The organism is Hymenobacter sp. IS2118 (assembly GCF_000715495.1).
Classification (GTDB): Bacteria; Bacteroidota; Bacteroidia; order Cytophagales; family Hymenobacteraceae; genus Hymenobacter.
In genome coordinates, this window is sequence record NZ_JNLX01000001.1 from 1 (window position 1) to 23184 (window position 23184).

At 60.4% G+C, this 23184-nt stretch carries 23 protein-coding genes; 4 read left to right on the top strand and 19 right to left on the bottom strand.

Annotation, left to right across the window (positions count from 1 at the left end):
• Positions 1-124 precede the first annotated feature (124 nt).
• From GM79_RS23510 to GM79_RS00020, 5 genes are all read right to left on the bottom strand, one after another.
• Entirely contained in the window at positions 125-502 is a 378-nt protein-coding gene (locus GM79_RS23510; protein ID WP_072008475.1) for a carboxypeptidase-like regulatory domain-containing protein, read from the bottom strand.
• 76 nt (positions 503-578) lie between these two features.
• Positions 579-1439: a hypothetical protein gene (locus GM79_RS00005; RefSeq protein WP_035557105.1), complete on the bottom strand. Its 861-nt coding sequence runs from the start codon at positions 1437-1439 to the stop codon at positions 579-581.
• Positions 1440-1559: 120 nt separating this feature from the next.
• Positions 1560-2318, bottom strand: a complete 759-nt coding sequence (locus GM79_RS00010; protein ID WP_152559738.1) for a hypothetical protein — start codon at positions 2316-2318, stop codon at positions 1560-1562.
• Positions 2319-2364: 46 nt separating this feature from the next.
• Positions 2365-2766: a DUF952 domain-containing protein gene (locus GM79_RS00015; RefSeq protein WP_051718297.1), complete on the bottom strand. Its 402-nt coding sequence runs from the start codon at positions 2764-2766 to the stop codon at positions 2365-2367.
• A gap of 125 nt (positions 2767-2891) precedes the next feature.
• Entirely contained in the window at positions 2892-3278 is a 387-nt protein-coding gene (locus tag GM79_RS00020) for a hypothetical protein (protein WP_035557111.1), read from the bottom strand.
• 153 nt (positions 3279-3431) lie between these two features.
• Between GM79_RS00020 and hppD the strand changes: the two genes are divergently transcribed.
• From hppD to GM79_RS00035, 3 genes are all read left to right on the top strand, one after another.
• The gene (hppD, locus tag GM79_RS00025; RefSeq protein WP_081867454.1) at positions 3432-4565 is read left to right on the top strand and encodes a 4-hydroxyphenylpyruvate dioxygenase; all 1134 of its coding nucleotides are present in this window, start codon (positions 3432-3434) and stop codon (positions 4563-4565) included.
• Between the two features lie 138 nt (positions 4566-4703).
• Positions 4704-6440 carry a phospho-sugar mutase gene (locus GM79_RS00030; protein WP_035557117.1) on the top strand — a complete coding sequence of 579 codons (1737 nt, stop codon included), beginning with the start codon at positions 4704-4706 and terminating at the stop codon, positions 6438-6440.
• A gap of 244 nt (positions 6441-6684) precedes the next feature.
• Positions 6685-7194 carry a hypothetical protein gene (locus GM79_RS00035; RefSeq protein ID WP_152559739.1) on the top strand — a complete coding sequence of 170 codons (510 nt, stop codon included), beginning with the start codon at positions 6685-6687 and terminating at the stop codon, positions 7192-7194.
• A gap of 21 nt (positions 7195-7215) precedes the next feature.
• On the opposite strand, the gene GM79_RS00040 is transcribed toward GM79_RS00035, so the two are convergent.
• The 10 genes from GM79_RS00040 to GM79_RS00085 form a co-directional block, all read right to left on the bottom strand.
• Positions 7216-8271, bottom strand: coding sequence for a hypothetical protein (locus GM79_RS00040; protein WP_152559740.1), 1056 nt, complete (start codon positions 8269-8271; stop codon positions 7216-7218).
• Between the two features lie 299 nt (positions 8272-8570).
• Positions 8571-10649, bottom strand: a complete 2079-nt coding sequence (locus GM79_RS00045) for a hypothetical protein (RefSeq protein ID WP_152559741.1) — start codon at positions 10647-10649, stop codon at positions 8571-8573.
• A 172-nt stretch (positions 10650-10821) separates the two neighbouring features.
• A complete protein-coding gene (locus GM79_RS00050) occupies positions 10822-12513 on the bottom strand; it encodes an ABC1 kinase family protein (RefSeq protein ID WP_035557144.1) in 1692 nt (563 codons plus the stop codon).
• Positions 12514-12680: 167 nt separating this feature from the next.
• Positions 12681-13145, bottom strand: coding sequence for a phasin family protein (locus GM79_RS22505; RefSeq protein ID WP_051718298.1), 465 nt, complete (start codon positions 13143-13145; stop codon positions 12681-12683).
• 261 nt (positions 13146-13406) lie between these two features.
• On the bottom strand, positions 13407-14384 hold the full coding sequence (locus GM79_RS00060; RefSeq protein ID WP_051718299.1) for an alpha/beta hydrolase: 978 nt from the start codon (positions 14382-14384) through the stop codon (positions 13407-13409).
• A 74-nt stretch (positions 14385-14458) separates the two neighbouring features.
• Positions 14459-15625 carry a hypothetical protein gene (locus tag GM79_RS00065; RefSeq protein ID WP_051718300.1) on the bottom strand — a complete coding sequence of 389 codons (1167 nt, stop codon included), beginning with the start codon at positions 15623-15625 and terminating at the stop codon, positions 14459-14461.
• Between the two features lie 95 nt (positions 15626-15720).
• Entirely contained in the window at positions 15721-16389 is a 669-nt protein-coding gene (locus GM79_RS00070; RefSeq protein ID WP_035557156.1) for a YggS family pyridoxal phosphate-dependent enzyme, read from the bottom strand.
• A gap of 252 nt (positions 16390-16641) precedes the next feature.
• Positions 16642-17664 (bottom strand): vWA domain-containing protein, encoded by a 1023-nt coding sequence (locus GM79_RS00075; RefSeq protein WP_035557163.1) that lies wholly within the window; start codon positions 17662-17664, stop codon positions 16642-16644.
• A 29-nt stretch (positions 17665-17693) separates the two neighbouring features.
• Complete coding sequence (locus tag GM79_RS00080; RefSeq protein ID WP_152559742.1) at positions 17694-18596, bottom strand: hypothetical protein; 903 nt, start codon at positions 18594-18596, stop codon at positions 17694-17696.
• A gap of 69 nt (positions 18597-18665) precedes the next feature.
• The gene (locus tag GM79_RS00085) at positions 18666-19559 is read right to left on the bottom strand and encodes a DUF58 domain-containing protein (RefSeq protein WP_035557173.1); all 894 of its coding nucleotides are present in this window, start codon (positions 19557-19559) and stop codon (positions 18666-18668) included.
• Positions 19560-19710: 151 nt separating this feature from the next.
• On the opposite strand from GM79_RS00085, the gene GM79_RS22510 reads away from it, so the two are divergent.
• Positions 19711-20154, top strand: a complete 444-nt coding sequence (locus GM79_RS22510; protein WP_051718301.1) for a DUF4296 domain-containing protein — start codon at positions 19711-19713, stop codon at positions 20152-20154.
• Here GM79_RS22510 and GM79_RS00095 read toward each other — a convergent pair.
• The 4 genes from GM79_RS00095 to GM79_RS25200 all read right to left on the bottom strand — a co-directional run.
• Entirely contained in the window at positions 20147-20491 is a 345-nt protein-coding gene (locus tag GM79_RS00095; RefSeq protein ID WP_200875563.1) for a tRNA-binding protein, read from the bottom strand. The genes GM79_RS22510 and GM79_RS00095 overlap by 8 nt on opposite strands.
• Positions 20492-20523: 32 nt before the next feature.
• A complete protein-coding gene (locus GM79_RS00100) occupies positions 20524-21114 on the bottom strand; it encodes a DUF922 domain-containing protein (RefSeq protein WP_035557176.1) in 591 nt (196 codons plus the stop codon).
• Between the two features lie 90 nt (positions 21115-21204).
• Positions 21205-22578 carry an MATE family efflux transporter gene (locus tag GM79_RS00105; RefSeq protein ID WP_035557204.1) on the bottom strand — a complete coding sequence of 458 codons (1374 nt, stop codon included), beginning with the start codon at positions 22576-22578 and terminating at the stop codon, positions 21205-21207.
• 312 nt (positions 22579-22890) lie between these two features.
• Positions 22891-23184 (bottom strand): hypothetical protein (locus tag GM79_RS25200; protein WP_035557179.1); only part of this gene is annotated, 294 nt, incomplete at its 5' end.

A 23184-nucleotide genomic window follows, 5' to 3' on the forward strand; every position in this document is an offset into this window, starting at 1 on the left:
TGGAACACAGCATCGGGGGTCTAAAAAGGTATCGTATTTTATCAGACCGTTTGCGGATGCACAACCTGGAACAGTTCGATGTGGCGCTGGAAGTGTGTGCAGGTTTGTGGAATTTCTGCTTAACTCATTGATAAACCGCTACAACAACTCTATTTACTATACATGGTCCCGCCACGGTAAAACCGAATGGAAGCACTGTCATTTCTATTTTTAGCGAATCTGTCAAACCCTGTTTAATTAACACTGATGTGCGTCTATATCTAAGAGACGTGCAAACAAGTGAATCTTGCTGATTTTTAAGTACGCCTTGTATTTGAAAATAACCCTTTTCATTTGAAAGCACTCCTTTATCTGTTTGCTGTAGGCTTATGGAAGCAAAAGGAACGGGCTCTTTAGTCGCAGAATCCACCACCCACCCACTAATCCGGGTTTCCTGCGCCCGCCCCAGCAGCGGCAGGAGCAGCAGAAATACCAAGGCAATTTTGGATAGCAGTTTTTTCATGTTCCGAAAGTAAACCCAAAAGCTACTGCGGAGAAGCTTCTGCCGCAGTAGAATCTTCTGCTGCCAGCCGAAACAACTACCGCCGCACCCGCTTCTGCGTGAATTCGAGCGGCACCAGGCCAGTGCCCACCGGTGCCTTTACCACCAGGGCATCGGCTGCGTCGTAGCGGGGGAAGTAGAGGTAGCCGCGCACTTGGTGGCCGGGTTGCAGCGTCACCTTGCGCAGGGCGTATTCCTGTAGGTTGGCGGCGCGCTGCTGCATCACGTCGGCCGCCAAGGCGTGGCCTATTTTGGCGGCGGTCGAAATGGCATTGTACGTCAGGGCCGCGTCTTGGAGGGCTACGCGGCTTTCGAACTGGGTACGGGTTTCATTCTTGCCGATGCTGGCCATGTCGGTTGCCACGCTGGCCACACTCAGCGCTACCCCGAACCAATCGATGCGGGCGGCTTTTTCGGCTTCCTTTTGGGCGCGTTCGCGCAGCGTACTTATTTCGGGTTCCGGGTCGTAGGCGGCTACTTCGCGGGGCGGCAGCGGCGGCAGTGGCAGGGCCATGCTGGCGGCGGCCACGGCGGCGGTCACCTCCTCGCCGGGCAATGGCTTGGGCCGCCGGGCGCGCCGGCCGGGCATGGTGGCGGGCGCCGGCACACGGCGGGCCTGGTACTGAAACCCTACTGGGTCCACGATAAGCGGCTGGCTCGTGGGGTTGTAGTATTCGGCTTCAAAAACCACCCGCGTGGGCTCGTAGCACACAAAGCTGAGGCGTACTTCCACGCTGTCGGCCACGGTGAGGGCCTGCTCACGGCCCTCGGCAAACAGGCCGGTGGGCTTAGCGGGCGTCAGGGCAAGGTTGTAGGTGGGGGCACAGGCGGTGGCGCCCAGGCTAAGCCCGGCCAGTAAAATCAGGGAGCGAAAGTAGAGCGGCAGCATGTCAACCATAGGAAGCTGGAAAGTGCTTGTTGCGGCAAGATACAAATACCCCGGAAGTTGCAGGGCCGGGCAATGAAGACCTTTATCGATGCCGCCCTCGGCCCACTACCCGTGCTGGGCAAAGGGCTTTTACTGCTGCCGGGCGCGCAGCTGTGTAAAGTCGAGCGTGGTCCCCTCCCGCATGCCGGGGGCTGAAATCCGGATAATGTCGGCTTGGTCCAGGCGCGGGAAAAACACGTAGCCGCGCAGCCGTTGGCCGGGCTCCACGGTGTTGCGGCGCAGGGCCTGGCTACGCAGTTCTTGTAGTTGAGCGCGGTGCTGGTCGGCGGCGGCGGCGGCATCCAGGCGCTGGCGGGTGTAGTAGGCGTTTTCGTCGTTTTGCCTGGCTTCGCGGGCCTCTTCCTGCTCTTTGGTTTCCTTCTTTTTTATACTCGCCAGGTCTTCCACTACGTGGCTCAGGCTGGTCAGCAATTCGCCGCCACTTACGTGGGTGGCGGCGGCCGACTCTTCGGCCACACGGCTGGTCAGGTTCTGAATTTGCGGCTCCGGGTCGAAGGCAGCAAGCCGACCGGGCAGTTGAGAAGCCGCCACGGTAGAGGCTACCGGCTGGGTGGCCACGGGCTGAAAGTGAAAGTCGGTAGGTCCTACCGTCAGCGCCCGACGGGAGATATTCCGAAAATCCACGTCAAATACCAGCCGGTCCGCATCGTAGCGAATAAAGTTGATGCGCACGTCCACGCTGTCCTGCTGCTCGTGAACCGTTTCTGACCCATCGCTCCACACCCCCGAACCCCGAACGGGGCGCATCGTCAAAAAATAGGAAGGGCCACAGGAAGTCAACGCCGCAGCAAAGGCCAGCGCAGCTATCAAACGGGTAGGAAAACGCATGTTGAGGATGGTAAAAAGTGAGTAGAAGCCGTGATGAGGAGCCTGCTTACTCAGATTTGGTTGCACCGGCCAACCCTGCGGGCAGCGTAAACTGGCCGGCCGCATCGGCGCCAAATGGCCACGTGCGGCGCACCGCGCCCAGCGGCACCGCCCCAAATACGTGCGCAAACGCCTCGCCCCGCGAAGCCACCCACTCCCGTTCCACGCGCACGCCGGCCGCAGCCAGCGCGACTTCGTCCCATTCCAGCAGCACCAAATCGGCCCGCCCGGCGTAGTACCGGCGGGCCGTTTCCAGAATCTGCTGCGGCTCTGAGGAATGGATAAACCCCTCGGCGGACAGGTCGGCACTGGCGAAAAAGCCGGTTTGCTGGGCTTGCTGCCAGTCGGCAGCGTCGGCAATACGGTAAAGAAGCTTTGCGTTTTGAGGGTTGAATGTTGAGTTATTCATTTTCGCACGATTTGGAAAGCACGCACATGATGGTGCGTGAGGAGGTTGAATGTTGCGTTATTCATTTTCACCCTTCAAAATCAGCAGCAAAAATCAACATTCAACCCCCACAATTCAACCCTTCCCTACGCTTTCCACAGCTCCTGCTGCACCTGCTTGCCCACGGTGAGCATGATGCGCACGGGACTTGGAATCAGCGTGATGCGGGCTTCCTTACCGGGGTACTTCTCCGAATCGACCCACACGCCCTCTTTGGGCGAGGGCGTGGAACCGGGCGTGCTGGGCAGGTAGGCGGTGGGCAGCAGCACGTCGGTGTCCGATTTCAGGTCGGTATGCACTTTATCGAGCGCTGCTTCCAGGAACTCGCCGTACTCGTCGTTGAAGTCGTCCTCCAAATCGTGCAGGGCTTCTTCCACGTCGTCGTAGCGTGCGTCGTCGTACTTGAGGGTGTGCAGCTCGGCCTTCTTTTCAATCAGGGCCACAAGGGCTTGGTTCAGTTCTTCGGTCTTCATGGGGCGCTAAGGCAAGTGATTGGGCACAAAAATGGGCATGAATTGCTAAACACACACCGTTATCCGTTCGCCATTTGGGCGGCACCGGCTGTTTTCGTCCCGAACCTGTAATTTTACCACCCCACCCCCACCCTCATTCTCCCCCTTCCCTCCATGCACACCATGACCTCGCCCGAAGTACTAGCCCAACCCGCCCAGGACTTCCTCCCGCTCAAAGGCACCGACTTCGTCGAATTCTACGTCGGCAACGCCAAGCAGTCGGCCTACTACTACCAGGCCGCTTTCGGCTATGAGCTGGTGGCCTACGCCGGCCCCGAAACCGGCCTGCGCGACCGCGCCAGCTACGTGCTGCAGCAGGGCAAAATCCGCATCGTGCTCACCACCTCCCTCCTGCCCGACTCCGAAATCTCGGAGCACGTGCGCCAGCACGGCGATGGCGTGAAGGTGATGGCCCTGCTCGTGGACGATGCCCGCCAGTCGTACGAGGAAACCACCAAGCGCGGTGCCCGCTCGGCCTTCGAGCCCTATACCATTGAGGACGAGCACGGTTCCGTGACCATGGCCGGCATTTACACCTACGGCGAAAGCATCCACACCTTTGTGGAGCGCAACAATTACACCGGGCCGTTTATGCCCGGCTTCGTGGCCAAAACCAGCCTCGTGCCACAGGGCGCGCCCGTAGGGTTGCTGCACATCGACCACTGCGTGGGCAACGTGGGCTGGGGCGAAATGAACCAGTGGATTAAGTTTTACGAGGACGTGATGGGCTTCAAGCTGCTCATTACGTTTGACGACGACGACATCAGCACCGAGTATTCGGCCCTGATGAGCAAGGTGGTTTCCAACGGCAACGGCTTCGTGAAATTCCCCATCAACGAGCCCGCCGAAGGCAAGAAAAAGTCGCAGATTGAGGAATACCTCGACTATTACCACTCGCCCGGTGTGCAGCACATCGCCATTGCCACCAACGACATCCGCAGCACCGTCACGGAGCTGCGCCGCCGCGGCGTGGAGTTCCTGAGCGTGCCCGGCGCCTACTACGACGACCTGCTGGAGCGCATCGGCGCCATCGACGAAGACCTGCAGTCCCTCAAGGACCTGAACCTGCTGGTAGACCGCGACGAGGAAGGCTACCTGCTCCAGATTTTCACCAAGCCCGTAGAGGACCGGCCCACCGTGTTCTACGAAATCATTCAGCGCAAAGGCGCCAAGAGCTTCGGCAAAGGCAACTTCAAGGCCTTGTTTGAAAGCATCGAGCGTGAGCAGGCGTTACGCGGCAACTTGTAATATTCACTAACCACCTTCTGCGGACCTCTGCGTTTTTTCCTCTGCGTCCCTCTGCGGGAACCGTCGTTTAATGGCATTTCCCGCAGAGGGACGCAGAGGAAAAAACGCAGAGGTTCGCAGAGCTTTTCAGTTCAATCCATGCCTCTCGCCCCCGCCATTCAGCAATCCATCAACACCTGGCTCACACCTGAGTACGACGCCGAAACCCAAGCCGCCATTCGCGAAATGCAGGCCAGCGGGCAGGACGAGCAGCTCACCGATGCCTTCTACCGCAGCCTCGAATTTGGCACGGGCGGCCTGCGCGGCATCATGGGGCCGGGCTCCAACCGCATGAACCGCTATACGCTGGGCATGGCCACGCAAGGCTTGTGCAATTATTTAATGCAGAGCTTTCCGGGCCAGGAAATTAGAGTGGCCATTGCGCACGACAGCCGCAACAACAGCGCCGAATTTGCGCAAATTGCGGCCGGCATTTTTTCCGCCAATGGCATTGTGGTGTATTTATTCGACGGCCTGCGACCCACGCCCGAATTATCGTTTGCCATTCGCGAGCTGGAGTGCCAAAGCGGCTGTGTAATAACGGCTTCGCACAACCCCAAGGAGTACAACGGCTACAAAGTGTACTGGAACGACGGCGCCCAGGTAGTGGCCCCGCACGACGCCAACATCATTGCCGAAGTAAATAAAATTACCAGCGTTGGCGAAGTAAAATTCGAAGCCGACCGGTCGAAAATAATTAGCGTCGGGGAAAACATTGACGCCTTGTATTTTGCCCGGGCCCGGCAGCTCAGCATCGACCCGGCCGCCATTCAGCGCCAGCACGATTTGAAGATTGTGTACACGCCCATTCACGGCTCGGGCATTACGCTGGTGCCGGGCCTGCTGCGCGAATTCGGCTTTACCAACGTGAGCGTGGTTGAAGCCCAGGCCACGCCCGATGGCAACTTTCCCACCGTGCAGTCGCCCAACCCGGAGGAGAAAAGCGCCATGCAGCTGGCCCTCGACCAGGCCCAGGCTCAGGACGCGGACATTGTATTTGCCACCGACCCCGACGCCGACCGCGTGGGCGTGGGCGTGAAAAACGACAAAGGCGAATGGGTGCTGCTCAACGGCAACCAAACCGCCGCCCTGCTCACCTACTACCTGCTGAGCGCCCGCCAGCGCGCGGGCCAGGCCACGCCCCAGGATTTCATCGTTTACACCATCGTGACCAGTGAAATAATCGGCGATATTGCCCGCCAGCACAATGTGAAGAGTTACCAGACGCTCACCGGCTTCAAGTATATCGCCGGCCTCATCCGCGACCTCGAAGGCCAGGAAACCTACATCGGCGGCGGCGAGGAAAGCTACGGCTTCCTCATCGGCGACTTTGTGCGCGACAAGGACGCGGTATCGGCTTGCGCGATGGTAGCCGAAATGGCCGCCGTGGCCAAAGACCAGGGCCGCACCCTCTACCAGGAAATGGTGCGCATGTATGCCCACTACGGCCTCTACGTGGAAGACCTAATTTCCCTCACCAAAAAAGGCCAGCGCGGCGCCGAGGAAATTCAGGAAATGATGGCCCAGCTCCGCGCCAACCCGCCCCAGACCATTGCCGGCCTAAAAGTGGTGGAAATCCGCGACTACAAAACCGGCCGCATCCACGACCTGCGCACCGGCTTGGCCACCGAAACCGGCCTGGAAAGCTCCAACGTGCTCCAGTTCATAACCGAAGACGGCAGCAAAATATCGGCCCGCCCCAGCGGCACCGAACCCAAAATCAAATTCTATTTCAGCGTGAAACAGCCGCTAAAATCAGTGGTAGATTTTGATTTGGCAACGCGCCAGGCGCATGAAAAAATTCAGGCCATCATTGCAGATATGCAATTGAAATAGGTAGTGATAATAATTACAAAAAGTAAGCCCGGTGAAATGATTCGCTGGGCTTATTTTTTTTAAAGCAGTCTTGTATAAATCAATTCAAAAAAACCGTGTCATGCTGAGCTTGTCGAAGCATCTCTACCGCTTCGTTGCACGGTATTGACAATACGGTAGAGATGCTTCAACAAGCTCAGCATGACACGATTTTCAAGTACAGTTGTTTACAATTAAACATCAGCAACTTACAATATTTAGACAAATGTTCAGCACGAACTTTTGCCCGGTTAGCGGCCTCAGAGGCAGCAGTGCAATTGCACTGACTATTGCGGGAATACTGCTATTACTGACAGCTTCAAACGTAGACAAGTCTTCGGAATTTGCCTTTCCGTTATTTAGTGGAATAGGCTTTCTTTTTAGTGCTTTTTGCATGCACTTCAGCTGCATGAATTTTGCTGCCGATAAGCACGCCCAACGATACCAATATTTCGTTAGCGTGCTTGGAAAACAGTTGGGCTCCTGGCAGCCCCTGCAACCCGTAACGGGTGTGGTGCTGAAGCATTTTTCGGAACTACCCATCGCGGGCCGCCGGGGCTGGCAGGTTGAAAACCACATTCCTTCCTGCATCGTGATGCTCTCGACAGCGGCGGCCAACCGGCAGGGCATCGTGGTTCATAAATTCCCGTCCCGCCACAAGGCCCAGGCTATTACCCTTGCAAATGAGCTGGCGGAATATTTTGCCGTACCAGTTCGGGATTTTGACGCGGGCTAAACAATGCTCCAACGGCGTTGCTTAAAACACGAAGTTGAACGACGCCTGGCCTAACAGGCCCCGCAGCTCGCGGCTGCGGTCGTGCAGCGGCACGAAATAGCTGGCTTTGGTATCGAGCAAAATGTGGCGGGTTTTGAGCAGCTCGACTCCCAGACCTAGATTCAGGTTGGGGATAAATTCGCTGCCTTTGGCGCCCTGCTGGTTCACGATTACGCCACCTATCTGATAGCTCGAATACAGATTGAGGTAGCGGCGTCGGCCCCGGCCAAAATTGCGCGGGTAAAAGTCCTGCCCGAAATTTATCATGAACAGTTCATCCACGAATCCTTCTTCTTCAGACTTGGTAAGCGGCTTGTAAACGCCCAAGTTGAGGTAGCTTTTGCCCCGCGTGAAGAGGTATTTGACGGCATAGCCCTGGTACGCCTGGCTGGTCTTACCAAGTTGGGGGTTGTCGAGGCGCAGGTAGCCGTATTCCACACCGGGCATGTTCACGAAGCTGACGCGCCGGTTGCCGGTCGGGAAGCTCACCTCATCGTAGAGGCGCAGCGTCACGTAGGCCTGTTCCGTGTGGTTTTGGAGGTCGGCCAGCAGTTGACGGCTGCGGGCCAGTCGGCCTCTATATCCTTCAGCTTCGGTGCGCAGGTCGGCCACGTCTTTATCCGGCCCTGATTTTTTCAGCTGCGCTTCCGCAGTTGCCAGCTGGTTCTCTTGCCGCTGCTCATCGACGCGCAGCTCCTGCTCCCGGGACGTCAGGTCTTCGGTGTTGAGTTTATTTTCGAGCACCAGGCCCAGCGTAGCGACCAGCGAATCGAGTTGGGGCAGCTTTTGCAGCGACAGGGAAAAGTCAGCAATCAGCTGCTCCGGGCTTTCCTCTTTCTTGTAGAGCTTCGTCGCCCGGTTGGCAATGAACAGATTGAGCGCGGCGTGGGCCTCTGCGTAGCGCGTCACGGCCAGGGTAATGTGCTTGCGGGTGGCGTAGCTGGGCTCATCGTTTCTGGTTTGGGAGGTTTGCGCGGCGGCCGGCAGCAGCAAGCACATGGATAGCAGGATTTGCAGGGCAGTTGTGAGCGTTTTCATGAGAAAGGCCTGGTTCGAACAGCTTGCCAATAGCGGTAAGCAGCAGCAAGTTGGCCCGCCAACTCATCTTCATGCAAAGCAAAATTATAAATTCACAGACTTTCTAAAATTAAATAAATTTAACACAACTACCTTATTTTCAGTTGATTGAAAATATTTTTGTTTTATAAAATCAGACTTTTAAAATAGCCATTAACTGCGCTGTTCTACTGCCACGAATCAGCCAGAGCTGCTATTTCAGCGGCACCGGCCCCAGAGCTCAAACGCGCAGGCCCTTCCCTAACTCAACACCTAACCGCCTATAGCCGCACCCCAATTCCCGGCCCCAACAGGTAAAACCACTTGCCGGCCGAGAGCAGATACCCGCCGCCCAGATACAGCGGAAACGTGAACTTGGCCTCGCGCCGCGTGGGGTACACCGAGCCCAGAATCACCAGGCCCAAGTCCCGGTCGTTGCTGCTGGTGTTGCTCAGGTTGAAGGCGTTGAGGGCGACGAAGCCGGCGCCGATTTTATACGGGCGCAGGCGGTTTATTTTGTCGGGGCTGTAGAAGCTGAGCTGCGCCAGCGTGGCCAGCGAAATGCCGCCAAACGAGCCGTAGCCGCTTTCGCCCTGCCGCCGGGTGAGCAAGCCAGCCGGGAAGCTCACGTCGATGTCGAACTTGTAGCGGCGCTTGAGCACTACCTCCACGGTTTGGGTGTAGCCGGGCTCGGCATACGGCGCGGTCTGGTGCTTCACGGTCACCAAAATGCGGCTCCAGTCGTCGAGGTCGTAGGTTTTGCGCGCCAGCAGGGCGTTCAGGCTCAGCGGGTCGGTGCGACACTGCTTGTCGGCGTAGAAGGCGGCACGGGGCGAGTTGTCGCCGGGACAAATCACCACGTTTTCCACGTTACGCAGCTCCATAAGCTCGCCTTTGCTGTTGAGCGTCCGGATTTCAAAGCTCAGAAACTGCTTGCCGAATAACTGCTCGCTCTGGTCGATGCCATTGGGATTGAACTGAAAAACCACGTCCCGAATGGTGCCGTCGTACAGCACCGGCCCGCCCAAACGGGTAATGGGCCGGGCTGCCTCGCCGTAGCCCACCGACACGAAATCCAAGGGGTGCGGCCGCTGAAACTCCTTAATAGTCAAAGCATGGCCGATGGGCTGCCCAATATTGTAGATGGTGCTTTTGCGCTTGGCATACCCCACCGGCACCATCACCCGGTACACCAGCCGCGCATCGGTGCGCACCGACGAATCGGAGGGCACGATGGGCAAATCTTCGAACGAGAGGCGGGCTTTCTGCAGCCCTTCGCCCTCCAGACGCACGTCCACCAGCTCGCCGGGGCTCACGCTCAGATTGCCTGTCCACTCGCCGCCGCGGTGCAGCACCTGCACGCTACGCACCACGGTTTCGGGCGTAATGTCGAGGTTAGTCACGTAGCGGGCTACGTCGTTTTCCTTGATGTAGAGGTAGCCCGCCGTCTGGCGATGCGTGTTGTAGGGGCGCAGGTAGCACAGCACCCGGTCGTTGCTCAGGTACTGCCGCGTGAAGAGTTCGGCAATAAGCGTTCCGCCGGGTTCCTCCTGGTCTTCAATGCGGTAGGTGCGCCGCAAATCGAAGCTGCGGCCGTTGTCCAGAATCAGCTCTACGCCCCGGCGGCGGTTCAGCTCGTTCATCGTCACGCTGCGCTGGTCGGGCGAGAGGAACCGCAGCCGGCTGCCTTTCACATTGAACTCCTGCCGCAGCACGGGCAGCTGGTAGCTCAGGCGGCCGTTGGGCAGCAGGGTCGGCCGCTCGGTTTGGGCCTTCACCAGCAGCGCCCGGCTGCCCAGCTGGTGGGGCAGCACGTGCAGGCGAAGCGTCCCATTGGCCTCCCGCACGAGGCGGTAGTCGAAATCCGCCCCGCGCACCCACTCCCCGGAGGCCTGCACGTTGCGGGCGTTCGAGCTGGTGAGCTCAAGCACCTTTTCTTCGCCCACGAACAGCTCGTTTTCCAGCACGCGCAGGGCCAGCGTGGTGCGGGCCAGCGGCAACAGCGGCACCACCTGGCGACGGGGTGCTGCGCCTACCGAGTCGGCCGCCTGCTCCACCACCAGGCGCAAAAAGCCTGCGGCGGTCAGGTTCTTAAATTTCAGGCGGGTACGCAGGCTGCCATCGTCCTCTTTGGTTAAGGAATCGAGCTGCAGGTAGTCGGAGCTGCGGCGCAGGCGCAGGGATTTTGCGCTGGCTTCGGCGGCGGGATACAGCCGTAATTCCACGGTTTCATCGTCGCGGCGGTACCAGAAGTACTGCGTGAGCTCGCCCTGCACCTCCACTTTATCGCGGCTCAACAGGTAGGTGGCGGTGTCGGTACGCAGGCTAACCTCGCGCAAAAGCGGCGCAGTTTGGGCCACAGCCAAATGAGGAATAATCCCCAACGTAATGCCAGCAACAGCCAGTATTATTCGAAATCGACTCAAAAACGGCATTCACAGCGAGCAGGGCAGATATTGGGCCCCACGCCGCAAAGGTCGGGTCGTATAAGCGCGGCTCCACTATCCGGTCCCAAATTAGTGCCCCGCCCAGCTACCATTTCTCCTTGTCGCGGCGGCCGGTGCCCAGCAGCAGCAAAATCAGCAACAGAAAGCCCGTAGCGCCCAGGCTCCACCACGTTATTTCGGGCACGCCACGCCGGTAGGGCATGTCGGGCGAGTAGCGCCCCAGCAGCGTAAGGCCCGAAAAAATGAGGCCGCCCATGCCCAGCAGCGCCAGAATGGTACGACTCACCAGCTGGTCGGCTTTGCGCATGAGCAGATTGTAGCCCACCAGCTCAAACTTGAGCCGCAGCTCGCCCTTGCTGATTTTGCGCATAATCTGGCGCACGTCCGAGGGCAGCGTTTGCAGCAGCGCCAGCAGCTGCGTGCCCGTGTATTCGGCTTCGCTGAGCAGGTTTTGGCGCGAGTACTGCTCGCGGATAATCTTGGCGCCGTAGGGCCGCACAAACTCAAAAGTGTTGAAATTGGGGTGCAGCACCTTGCCAATTCCCTCCAGAATCACCAGCGCCCGCAGAATGAGAAATACCGCGCCGGGCACCTGCAGCTTATAGTCGTAAATCACCGTCTGGAGCGCGTCGGCGAGGTCGCTCATACTCATCTCCTTCACATCAAGCGTGGCGAAGTCCTCGATGAGCTGGCTCAGGTCGGCCTCAAAAGCGCGCATGTCCGGGATTTCCGCCGTGAGGGCCAGCCGCCGGAAATTGAGCGCCATGCTGCGCGCATCCTGGCGCGCCATGCCGATAAACACGCCCGCAAAGGCGTACTTCTGCTGCTTGGTGAGCCGGCCCACCATGCCAAAGTCAATCAGTACAATTTTGCCATCGGGCTGCACCAGCACGTTGCCGGGGTGCGGGTCGGCGTGGAAAATCCCGAACTCAAAAATCTGAGTCAGGTAGATATCCATCCCGTTTTCAGCCACGGCGGCCGGGCTCAGCTCCCATTCCAGCAGCTTCGCTTTGTCGGTGATTTTGCAGCCGCTCACAAACTCAATTACCAGAATCCGCTCGGTGCTGAACTCCCGGAAGGGCTTGGGAATGTAGAACGTGGTGTAGTCTTCGTAGAGCTTGCGGAACTGCTCCATCGAGCGGGCCTCGGCCGTGTAGTCCAGCTCCTTGCTCATGCTGCGCTCGAAGGCATCCACCACGTCCTGCGGGTTGGCCAGGCCCTGCTTTTGCAGAAAGCCCGCCGTGAGACGCACCAATTCATGCAGCAAAGCCAGGTCGGAACGCACCTTCTCGCGCACGCCGGGGCGCTGCACCTTCACCACCACTTCTTCGCCGGTCAGCAGCCTCGCCCGGTGCACCTGCCCGATGCTGGCCGAGCCCAGGGTAACATCGTCGAACTCGCTGAAAACCTCCGTTATCGGGCAGCCCAGCTCTTCTTCAATAATCCGCCGGGCTAGTACCACATCAAACGGCGGCACATTGCTTTGCAGCTTCTCAAACTCGTCAATCAGGGCCTGGGGCAGCAAATCGGCCCGGTTGCTCATGGCCTGGGCCAGCTTGATGAACGTGGGCCCCAGCTCCTCAATAATGAGTCGCACCCGCTCCCAGCGCGTGGTTTCGAACACCTGGCGGTCGGCCCGCTGCCAGGTCAGGCGGCGCGCCTGGCTCACCAGCCGGCGCAGCGGCGTAGTCGTCACCACGTCCTCGAAGCCGTAACGCAGCAAAACCTCCGCCACTTGGCGAATGCGGGTGAGGTTGGAAATCGTGTTTTTAAACATCGACCGTGAAAGTAGTGCTACCGAACGGCATCAGGCGACAGAACGAGGTTTTGAACGGAAAAATACGGGCCGCCCTCCAGCGCAGCACCGGAATTACGCCCGGAATTTAAGCCTAAAAGCCCCGTTCACGGCGTGCGAACGGGGCTTTTGTAAGGGCTAGCGGTGTATTAAGCCTGGTCGCCGGAAGTAGCGGCCGCAGCAGCAGGCTTCTTAGCCGCAGACTTTTTGGCTGCACCAGCTTTCGCGGCGGCTGATTTCTGGACCGTGGCCGCGGCGCTGCTCACTTTGTCGGCTGCCTTCTTGGTGGCACCGGCTACTTTGCTCGTGGCGCTGCTGGCAGGCTTTGAAGCGGTTTTAGCAGCCGATTTCTTAGCGGCCGGCTTGCTTTTGGCTTTGGAATCGCCCAACCCAACGCTGCCTTTGATGCGCTCCGAAAGGCCCTGGAACTGCTTTTCGAGCTCGGCGCGCTTGGTTTCGCCGCTCTTCATCAGGTCATCGACAATCTTCTTGCCTTCTGCCTGGGTCATTTTGTTGTCTTTCACCAACTTATCGATGGTGCTTTGCAACGACTTGCTGCCTTGGGCAATGTAGCCAACACCGGCATTAACGAACTTCTTAAACAAATCTTCCATGGTTAGGACAGGATTGAAGGTGAAAAATGGAAACAGGGAAGTAGTTGAATCAAAAGACCTTGTCACACAAAATTAGTATGCAAGCCGACTATTTCTATTGCAAACCTACGAACACAATACAATATAGTTGAACGGAGTGACTCGCTTTTTTTTAAAAAGGTGCTCTGTTTCATCTAAAACGAGAAATCTTTTTTATGCGGTGTGCCACACACCCCGAAAAGCACCTTGACTGACACCAAAAACCAGGACGTTTAAGCGTTTTTAAGCTGCCCGGCGCCGGCCGGGGGCCCGGCGCATTTCCGCACCGGGCCACACCACCGGCGGCGCTTTGGCCGTGGCCCACAGCTGCTCCAGAAAGCCCGCTACCTGGTCCAGGGCCTGCCGGCCTTCGGGCACCACGCGCCAGAATAAATGCCACCAATGCACCAGGCCCTGAAACGGCTGAAGCGTGACTTCGCTGCCCGCGGCCTGCGCTTTGTCCACAAATTTCAGTACGTCGTCGTAGAGCACTTCGGCCGTCGAAACCTGAATAAGGATGGGCGGCAAACCGTGCAAATCGGCCTGCGTGGGCGAGAGCAGCGGGTGAGCCAGTGGCGTTTTGCGGGCGTAGAGCGGCCCCCAGGTGCGCATTTGCAGCGCTTCGAGCAGGAGGCCTTCTTCGCGGGCCACGCGGCGCAGGGCCGTCAGGGGCAGGTTGAGGTCGGTCCAGGGCGAGAGGCCGATAGCGGCGGCGGGCAGGGCCTCGCCGGCATCGCGCAGGGCCAGCACCAGCGCCAGGGCCAGGCCGCCACCGGCCGAGTCGCCGGCCACCACAATGTCGTGGGGCTGGTGGCCGTGGCGCAACAGCCAGCGGTAGGCACGCCGGGCGTCATCGAGGGCGGCCGGAAACGGGTGGTCGGGGGCCTTGCGGTAGTTGATGGTGAGCACGTTGAGGCCGCAGCGCTGGGCCAGGCTGCCTACCATGCTGCGATGGGTATTGAGCGAGCCCAGCACGTAGCCGCCGCCGTGCAGGTAGAGCATCACCCGCGTGGCGTGGGCGCCACGGGGCCGCAGCCACTCCGCTTCCAGCCGGTTGTCCACCTTCAAACTTTCCAAATGCACGCGCCAGGGCATGAACTGAAATAGCGCGCCGGCTTCCATGGCCAGGCGCATGGCGCCCACGCTGGGCTTGCGCCGCGCCAACGGCGAGGCGGCCGCGGTGAGTAGCTGCTTAAGCAGCAAGTGCTGAAAAGAAGGCATTGGGTGGGATAAATGCGGAGTGCGGAGGAGGCAGGCGCGGCAGCAAGATTGTGCCGGTAATATCGGGCAGCAACCTACGGCTTTTGCCCCAGTTTGTTGCCCCGGTAGCCTTTGATGGCCAGCGGAATCCAGCCAATCAAGGGAATGAAATAGGCCAGGGTGATGGGGTTACGCCATAGCATACGCAACCAGGCGCCGGGGCGGTCAAGCTCCATCCGAAAGTTGCGGCGGCCTTCCTTCACGTACAGGCGCTCGAACTCGGTGAACATAGCCGGCCAGGCAAAGGGCAGGAAGAACGGGAAGTAGCGCCGGTTTTCCTTCATGCGCTGCCACAGCTCGCCCCAACGGTAGGGCTTTTGGCCGTGGGCGCGCACGGCGGCATCCATTTCGGCCTGCATTTTCTGGCGGATTTGCTCGCTCAGCTCGGCGTAGTCTTGCCGGGTGAGGTCTTCGGGCTTTTTGGTGGTGAGGTCGGACGGCCGGATGCGGTTGCCCATCACAAAAGTGAGCTTGGCGGGCAGGGCCAGGTAAAACGCCCACGGCTGAATGAGCACCAGCACCAGCAGCACCGTGATGGGCAAAAACGGGATGCCGATTTTCTTGGTGTACTGGTTTATCCAGTCCCAGGAATAGGCGTAGGGGTTGAGGTATTCGGCGTTGATGGTATAGAAAGGCACAATGTCGGTGCCGTGCTGCAGGCTCAGGCGCACCATGCTGGTGGCCAGGCGCTGAAACTGGTACTTGCGGTTGAACCCTTTGCCGATGCCGGGCACGCCCTCCGGGTACAGCATCAGGTTGTGGTCCTGGTAGTACATCATGGTTTCAAAATTCAGCGTCGTGGCATCCACGGAGCCGCATTTTTTCCAGAATTCCCGCACCAGGTACGGATTCATCAGGGCTGTTTGGGAGAGCAGCGGGGCCGAAAGCGGGCGGGGCAAATCCTGGAGCGAGCCCTGGGTCCGGAGCAGGTGCCGCCACAGGTGCGACAAGGCCACGATGGCATCCCAGGGGAAGGCCATGCCCGAGTGGTTGGACGCGAAAATCAGCGGCCGGTCGGGGTTGTTACGCTGCGGGTAGTCATCGAACCCCACCAGCTCGGACCGAAACCACACCCGGTCGAGCAGCTGCAGGATATTTTCGTCCAGCGTCTGGGTAAATTCCTCGCGGAAATAGTCGTCGTAGATGTGCTGGTTGGCCGCAATGGCTGGCGGTGGAGATGTGGCGGAAGCAGCAGTGGACATAAGCGGGCGGGAGCGGGAGCGGCGAAGGGGGCAAGATAGCCGAATTTCTACCGCCGCCCACCAGGCTCCGGCCCCGCGCCGCCGCCCGGCCCCACTCAGCCGCGGCTGCCGAAGATGGCGCTGCCCACGCGCACCAGCGTACTGCCTTCGGCCACGGCCAGGGCGTAGTCGCCGCTCATGCCCATCGAAATTTCGCAGAAGGCGGGCTGGTCGGCGAAAAAGCCCGCTTTAAGCTGCGCAAAATATCCGCCCAACTGCTTGAATTCCTGGCGCAGCTGCGCTTCGTCGTTGGTGAAGGTAGCCACGCCCATCACACCGGTCAGGCGCACGTTTTGCAATTGCCGGAAGTCTTCGGAAGCCAGTATTTCCTCGGCTTCGGCCAGCGTGAGGCCCGCCTTGGTTTCCTCCCGCGCAATGTGAAACTGGAGCAGCCCGTTGATAACCCGGCCGTGGGCGGCGGCGTGCTTGTCGAGCTCGCGCAGCAGCTTGAGACTGTCGATGCTCTGCACGGTGTGCACGAAGGGCGCCACCAGTTTGGCTTTGTTGGTTTGCAACTGCCCGATGAGGTGCCACTCCACGTCGGCGGGCAGCTGGGGGTGTTTGGCGGCCATTTCCTGGGGCCGGTTTTCGCCAAACCGGCGCGCGCCGGCGGCATAAGCTTCCTCCAGCTTCTCCACCGGGTGCGTTTTGGTAACTACTACCAGCCGCGCCGCCGTCCCGGCCAGCTCTTTTTCAATGCGGTGAATATTATCGGCTATGCTCATCGCTGATTTGCGTTGATTAAATTGATTTCGTTGATGCCTGTTAAGCGGTAAGCCATAAGCTTTAAGCTACAGGCCGCAAGCTTTACTTTTGATTATTAGTTGGTTGCCAGCCATTCGATGGGCGTTTGCCTTTGCACCACTGTTTATCTGATGCCGGAAGAACCTCGCGGCATGACAGGTGTTTGAACCGATTCACAAAACCAACGGCACTCGCCATCAACGAAATCAATTCAATCAGCGCCAATCAGCGATTTAGTCTTCTAGCGGGTTGCTCAGAAAAGTGCTTTTCAGGACCAGCCAGAGGAGCCAGAGGGCGATGGCCAGCCGCAGGTAGGGCGGGTAGAAGTCCTTGGTATTGCGGAAACGAAGCTGTTTGATTTCGGATTTTTCGAGCTGGTTTATCTGCTTGAATACCTCGCGCAGGCCGTCCGTGTCGGTGGCCCGAAAAAACTGACCTTCGGCGGCGGCGGCCAGCGCGCGCATGGTGGTTTCGTCGAGGCGGGTTTGCACGTAGCGGGTTTCGCCCCGCTCGTTTTTGCCGTAGGGCACGAAGCCGTCCTTGCCCAGCCCGATGGTGTAGATGCGGATGCCGTAGGCGTGGGCCAGCCGGGCCGCCAGCTGGGGGTCGAGGCTGCCGGCGTTGCTCTCGCCATCGGAGAGCAGGATGCACACTTTGGAGCGGGCCGTGGATTCGCGCAGCCGGTTGGTGGCCACGCCCAGCGCCGTGCCAATGGCCGTACCGTCGAGCTTAATCATGCCAAAGCGGAGGCTGGCCAGCTGCTCGCGCAACAGGTCGTAATCGGTGGTGAGGGGCGCCAGTGAGTAGGCTTCGCCGGCAAAGGCCACGAGGGCAAGCCGGTCGCCGGCGCGGGAATTGATGAAGTCGGTGGCCAGGCGCTTGGCGGCGGCCAGGCGATTGGGCCGCAGGTCCTGGATTTCCATGGAACCCGAGACGTCCAGGGCCAGCACAATGTCGATGCCCTGGCCGGACTGCTCCACCCGCTCGTCGGTGCGCTGGGGGCGGGCCAGCGCCACAATAGCAAAGCTGAGCGCCAGGCCCAGCACCAAATCGGGCAAAAACCGCAACGCCGCCACCCAATCCCGCGGCAACGCCCCCGGCCCAAACGCCACTCCCACGCGCGCCCGGCGCCGGGCCAGCACCCACCGCAGCCCAAACAGCAAGGGCACGGACGCAATGAGCAGCAGCAGCCGGGGCTCCTGCCACTGGTAGCCAGCCAGCGTGGTGTAGCGCAGAAGGGAGAAAAAGTCGTTCAATTTGGAATCCGTATTTGTATAATCGGCAGTTAATTGTCACCCACCGACGCATAGCGCCGCTCGGCAAAGCCGCGCAGACGCTGAAAGGCCCGGTCAACTTCTTTGGCGTCTTCGGTTTGCAGGTTGCCGTAAATCACTTTATCGGTGGCACCCAAGGCTTTGCGCACGTCGTTATCGTTCTCGAAGTAAGTCACAATCTCCCGCGTGGTGAAGGAGCTTAGCTCGTTGTTTTCCAGGCTGGCCAGGTAGTTTTTCCACAGCACCACGGCCCGTTCCACGTTGGTGGCCGAGCGCGACAGCTCAAACCGTTCGACGTGCCGCGCAAACTGCGCCAGGAAGTAGCCGTGGTTTTTGCGCCGCTTGTAGGCCTGATAGCGCCGCGTGAGGCGCCGCCGAAACAAGGCCGCGCCGCCAGCCAGCAGCAGCAGTACCGCCAGGCTCCCGGCCAGCCAGTAGGGGTAGTTAAAAATCGGCTCTACCGGCACCAAGGCCAGGTTTTGACGCAATTCGGGCAGGCCCGTGGTGGTTTGGGGCGGGGCGGTGCGCCGCAGCCGGACCGAGCTGGGCGGCGGGGCCAGGCGCAGGGTGTCGGCGGCGCCTTGCAGCACCAGCACGGGCAGGGCCAGGCGCTGCACCGCATCGAGGCGAAACGTGCGCAGGTGGTAGATGGCGCGGTCGAGGCTACGCCCGTTGCGGGTGCGGGTGGGGAAGTAGGTTTTGCCCGTGTACTCGAAAGGTTCGAACGCCGCCAGCGAATCGGGAAACACCACTTCCAGGTCGGGCGCGTGCTCGTAGCGCAGCTCGTAGTCCAGCGGCTCGCCTACACGCACACTGGCCTGCAAAAACCGGCCGGCGGGCACCGGCAAGGCCCGCAGCTGGGCAGCCGGTTGCTGGCCGAAGCTCCCAAACGGCAGCAGCAACAGCGCGGCCAACAAGCCGAAACAGGCACGGCTTCCCTTGTTAAAACAGTAGCTAGAAATTGCGGGCGAGTACGTCAATGGTCAGCTTTTTTGATGGCGATGACGGAACAGATTCACGAGCTGCGGCACGAAATCGCCCTCGGTACTCAGGGCCAGGAAACCGGTGCGGTTGCGGCGGCAGATGTTCACCAGCTGGGCTTCCTGATACTCGGCATCGGCCTGCAGCTGCGCCCGAAAATTGGCCGACGAGGTATTGACCCAGCGCACTTGCCCGGTTTCGGCGTCGCAGAGGGGCACGATGCCCAGGGCCGGAAAGTTTCGCTCGCGCGGGGCCAGGGTTTGCACCACTATCAGGTCGTGGCGCCGGGCCAGCATGGTAAGCTCCCGCTCGTAGTTGCCATCAATAAAATCGGAAATTAAAACCACCAGCGTGCGGCGCTTGAGCAGCCCCAGCGCCTGCCGGATGCCCGCTCCTACCCCGGTGCGGCGGGAAACCGGCGCCAACGCAAACAACCGCTGAATGAGGGCGTAGGCCACGCGCGGGCCCTTGGCGGGCGGCAAATACAGCTCCTTTTGGTCGGAAAAAGCCAGCAAACCCAACGCCGAGCCTTGCCGGGCGGCCGAGAGCGCCAGCAGGCCTGCAATGTCGCGGGCCACGTCGAGCTTGCGGCGCTGGCCGTCGCCCACGTCCAGCGAGCCGCTCACGTCGAGCAGCACCAGCACCTGCTGCTCCTTCTCCTCCTTGTAGGTTTTCACAAACGTGCCGTGCCCCTTGCTGGAAACGGCCCAGTCGATGGCGCGTACTTCGTCGCCGTACTGGTAGAGGCGCACGTCGTCCACTTCCAGGCCCGTGCCCTTGAATACGGAGTGAAAATCACCCTGCAGCTGGGCTTCCACCGCCTTGCGGATGCGGATTTCGAGGTGGCGCAGGCGGCGCACCAGAGCGGTCAGGGCCGAAGGCACGGGGGGATTCATAATTGAGCTGTTAGCGGTTGGCTACTAGCTGTTAGCTCCTGGCTGTCGCGCGCTTTTATCTGGCCATCGACACGAAGCTAACGGCTAACGGCTAACAGCTAATAGCCCGCTACTGTCGGCGAAGCTACGGCTTGGGACTAACTTTACGGCTGTGAAATCATTCCACCGCCGCTGCCGGGGCCTGTTGCTGGCCCCGCTCCTGCTGGCCCTGCCGGCCTGCCAGCGCCCCGAAGAGACGCTTGTGCCCGCCGACCTGCTGCCCAAGGAGAAGATGACAATCCTGCTCACCGACCTGCACGTGCTCGAAGCGCGTGTGGAAAGCAGCCGCCTGCAACCCGATTCGGCCCGGGCCCTCTACCTGAGCCAGCACGAGCGGCTGCTCAAGCAAAACCAGGTCACCGATTCGGCCTTTCAGCGCAGCTACCGCTACTACGGTGGCCACGGCAAAGACCTGAACGACATCTACTCGGCCGTGGTGGACACCCTGAATGCGCGCAGCCAGCGGGCCGACTCCGCCGCGGGCCTGCTTGGCCCCGGCCGGCCTCCCCAGGTTCTCAGCCCGCCCCCGCAGGTTCTCACTGGCCCCATCAAATAAGGCGGCTGCCATCGGGCAGCGGGCCGGCCACGCCGGCCAACACTACATGGCCTTCGGCATCGGCGAAGCCCGTCACCAGCACTTCAGACCGGAATTTTCCAATTTGTTTGGGCGGAAAATTCACCACGGCCAGCACTTGCCGGCCTATCAGGCCAGCGGCAGTGTAGTGGTGCGTGATTTGCGCACTGGATTTTTTCAGGCCGATTTCGGGGCCAAAATCAATCAGCAGCTGATACGCCGGCCGGCGCGCTTCCGGGAATGGCTGCGCCTCCAATATGGTGCCCACGCGCAAGTCCACGCGCTCAAATTCGGCCCAGGTTAGCGGAGAAGAAATCATGGCCGCAAGGTAGCGCGCGGTGAGGACCGGTACTAGAGTGCGAAGGCCTGCAGCTGCGCCAGCTTTAGCTGGGTTTGCTTCTCCCAATAGTCCTGGCGCACGGCGTTCAGGCCGTGGTTGGTTTCCAGGTCGTAGCGGTTCTGCTCCTTGTCCCAGGCGGCATAAATGCCTTTGGTGACGTTATCGAAGGCGGGCTGCAGTTGATTGCAATTCATTTTGGCCTGAAAAACCAACAGTTTCTGCCGCAACAGCCAAGCGTGTACCTCCGTCAGGTCGAAGTGCATCTGCTCGTGCCGGAGGAGCTGGGGCGTAAAATTCACCGGGTCCCGAAACCAGGATAACCCAGGCTCAAAGGTAGCCTGCACGGTACCGGAAAACACAAAGTCGCGGCAGGCCGCACCGGCCTTTATGTTAGTGGTCGTGAGCGCGGCGTGCTTCTCGGAGGGCTTGGGCCGGCTCTGAAAATCGGCCACCGTGAGCGGGCGCTCCGCCGACCACACGATGAGCGCCGCCGTAGCATTACCCGCCCGAACGGGAGTGGCCGCCGGCGCCGGGCCGGAAGTTGCAGCAGGGCCAGCCAACCACGCGGCGGCCAGCAGGAAAGAGGTTATGAGAGAAAGCATAACGAAGCTAAAAAGCTTGCTTTGTGAAGTCGAACAAGTCTTTTTGCCCCAACGCCGCAGTTTGCCCGAAGGGTTCCAGCCGGGTGCGCCTTACGCGGCGGCAGTTTCCTGCGTGGCGGGGGCTATCGTCGCCGGGGAGGTGGGCTCGCTTTCGCGCCGGAAGCGTTGCAGCAGCACCACGGCCACAATGGTGAGGCCCACCAGCAAACCTATCCAAACGCCCGGCGCGCCCAGGTGCAGCTTGAAGCCCAGAAAGTAGCCCAGCGGCAGCGCCACGGCCCAATACGCCAGCAGCGCCACCACCGACGGCACCTTCACGTCCTCCAGGCCGCGCAGGGCCCCCAGGCCCACCACCTGCAGGCCGTCGGACACCTGAAACAGGGCGGCAATGAGCAGCAGCGTGCTGGCCTGCGCCACCACCTGCGGGTCGGTGATGTAGACGTAGGGCACAATATTGCGGGTCATCACCATCACCAGCCCCATCGCGCCCATGAAGCCAAACGTGAGCCAATACGCGGCAAACCCCGCCTGCCGCGTGGCGCCCATGTTGCCCGCCCCACGCAGGTGGCCCACCCGAATAGTAGCCGCCGCCGCGATGCCACTCGCGGCCATATAAGTCATGCTGGCCAGGTCGATAGCTACTTTGTGGGCTGCTTCGGTAGTAACGCCCAGCCAGCCCGCCATGAGCAGCGACAGGCCGAAGGCACCAACTTCCAGGGCCATCTGCACCCCAATTGGTGCGCCGAGGCCGACCGCCCGGCGGATGGTAGCCCCGGCGGGCAGCCAGCTGGTCACGGCCGCCCGCTCGGCCCGCAGCCGGCTGGCGTAGAGCACGTAGGCGGCCATCAGTGCCGCCATCAGCCCCCTGGCGATAAGCGTGGCCCAGGCCGAACCCATCATGCCCATTTCCGGCGCGCCCCAGCTCCCGTACACCAGGGCGTAGCAAAGCAGGCCGTTGATGACGTTGGCGAGAATGGAAAGCCACATGGCCTGCCGCGTGAGTCCCAGCCCGGCCGCAAACTCGCGGAACCCCTGAAACACCATGAGCGGAAACAGCGACAGGCTGATAACCTGCACCCAGGGCCCGGCCAACGCCACCACCTCCGGCGGCTGGCCCAGAAACTGCATGAGCCAGGGCAGCAACTGGCCCACGCCGGCCAGAACCAGGCCGGCCAGCGCACTCATCCACACGGAGGCTACCAGCAGGCGGCCCAGCTCCGGCAAGTCGCGGCGGCCGCTGGCGGCGGCAACCAGCGGCACCGCGCCCATGCTCAGGCCAATGCCCAATACCAGTAGTACGCTGGTCGTGCTCACGCCCACGCCCACCGCCGCCAGGGGCACCTTGCCAATGTGGCCCACCACCACCGAATCAACAAAATTCACCAATACGTGGCCCAGCTGCGAGAGCATCACGGGGAAAGCAAGCAGCAGCGTGGGACGCAGATGCGAACGAAGGTTTTCCAACTTAACAATCAAAAACAACCGGCCAACCAGCCGACTACAAAGGTACGGCGGCGGGTTTTCGCCCGGAAGCTTGGGGGCAGATTTGATACGTTCTGACTCGCCACCCGTGCACCCATCCCCCAACCCCTTCCGCTCCGGGGGAAGGGGAGCTAAATTTTAGCTTTAAAAAGCTAAAAGCTAGTAGATTAAGCCCCGCAACTAGTTCCCCTTCCCCCGGAGGGGAAGAGGCTAGGGGATGGAGTTTGCGGGCGGCGAACCAGGACGTATTATCTCTGAGCTTTGGGGTGGGATAAGCTGCTGCGCCCGTCTTTTTTAGCTCAGCGCCCCGGCCCGAACGGGAAGGCCGGCAAACACCTCCTGCATACGGTTCAGCGCCTGCTCCAGGTCGGCAGCGGGTACGGCGTAAGAGAGCCGCGCGAAACCGGGCGCCCCGCAATTCGCGCCGTCCACCACGTCGACCCCGGCGGCGGCCAACCGGGCCACCAAATGGGCGGAAGCCGCAATGGCTGGCATTTCGGGCGAGAGAAAACGGGTAAAATCAGCAAAAACGTAGTAGGTACCCGCCGGCGCCGTGATGGCGGGAGCGCCGGGCAGGGCGGCCAGCCC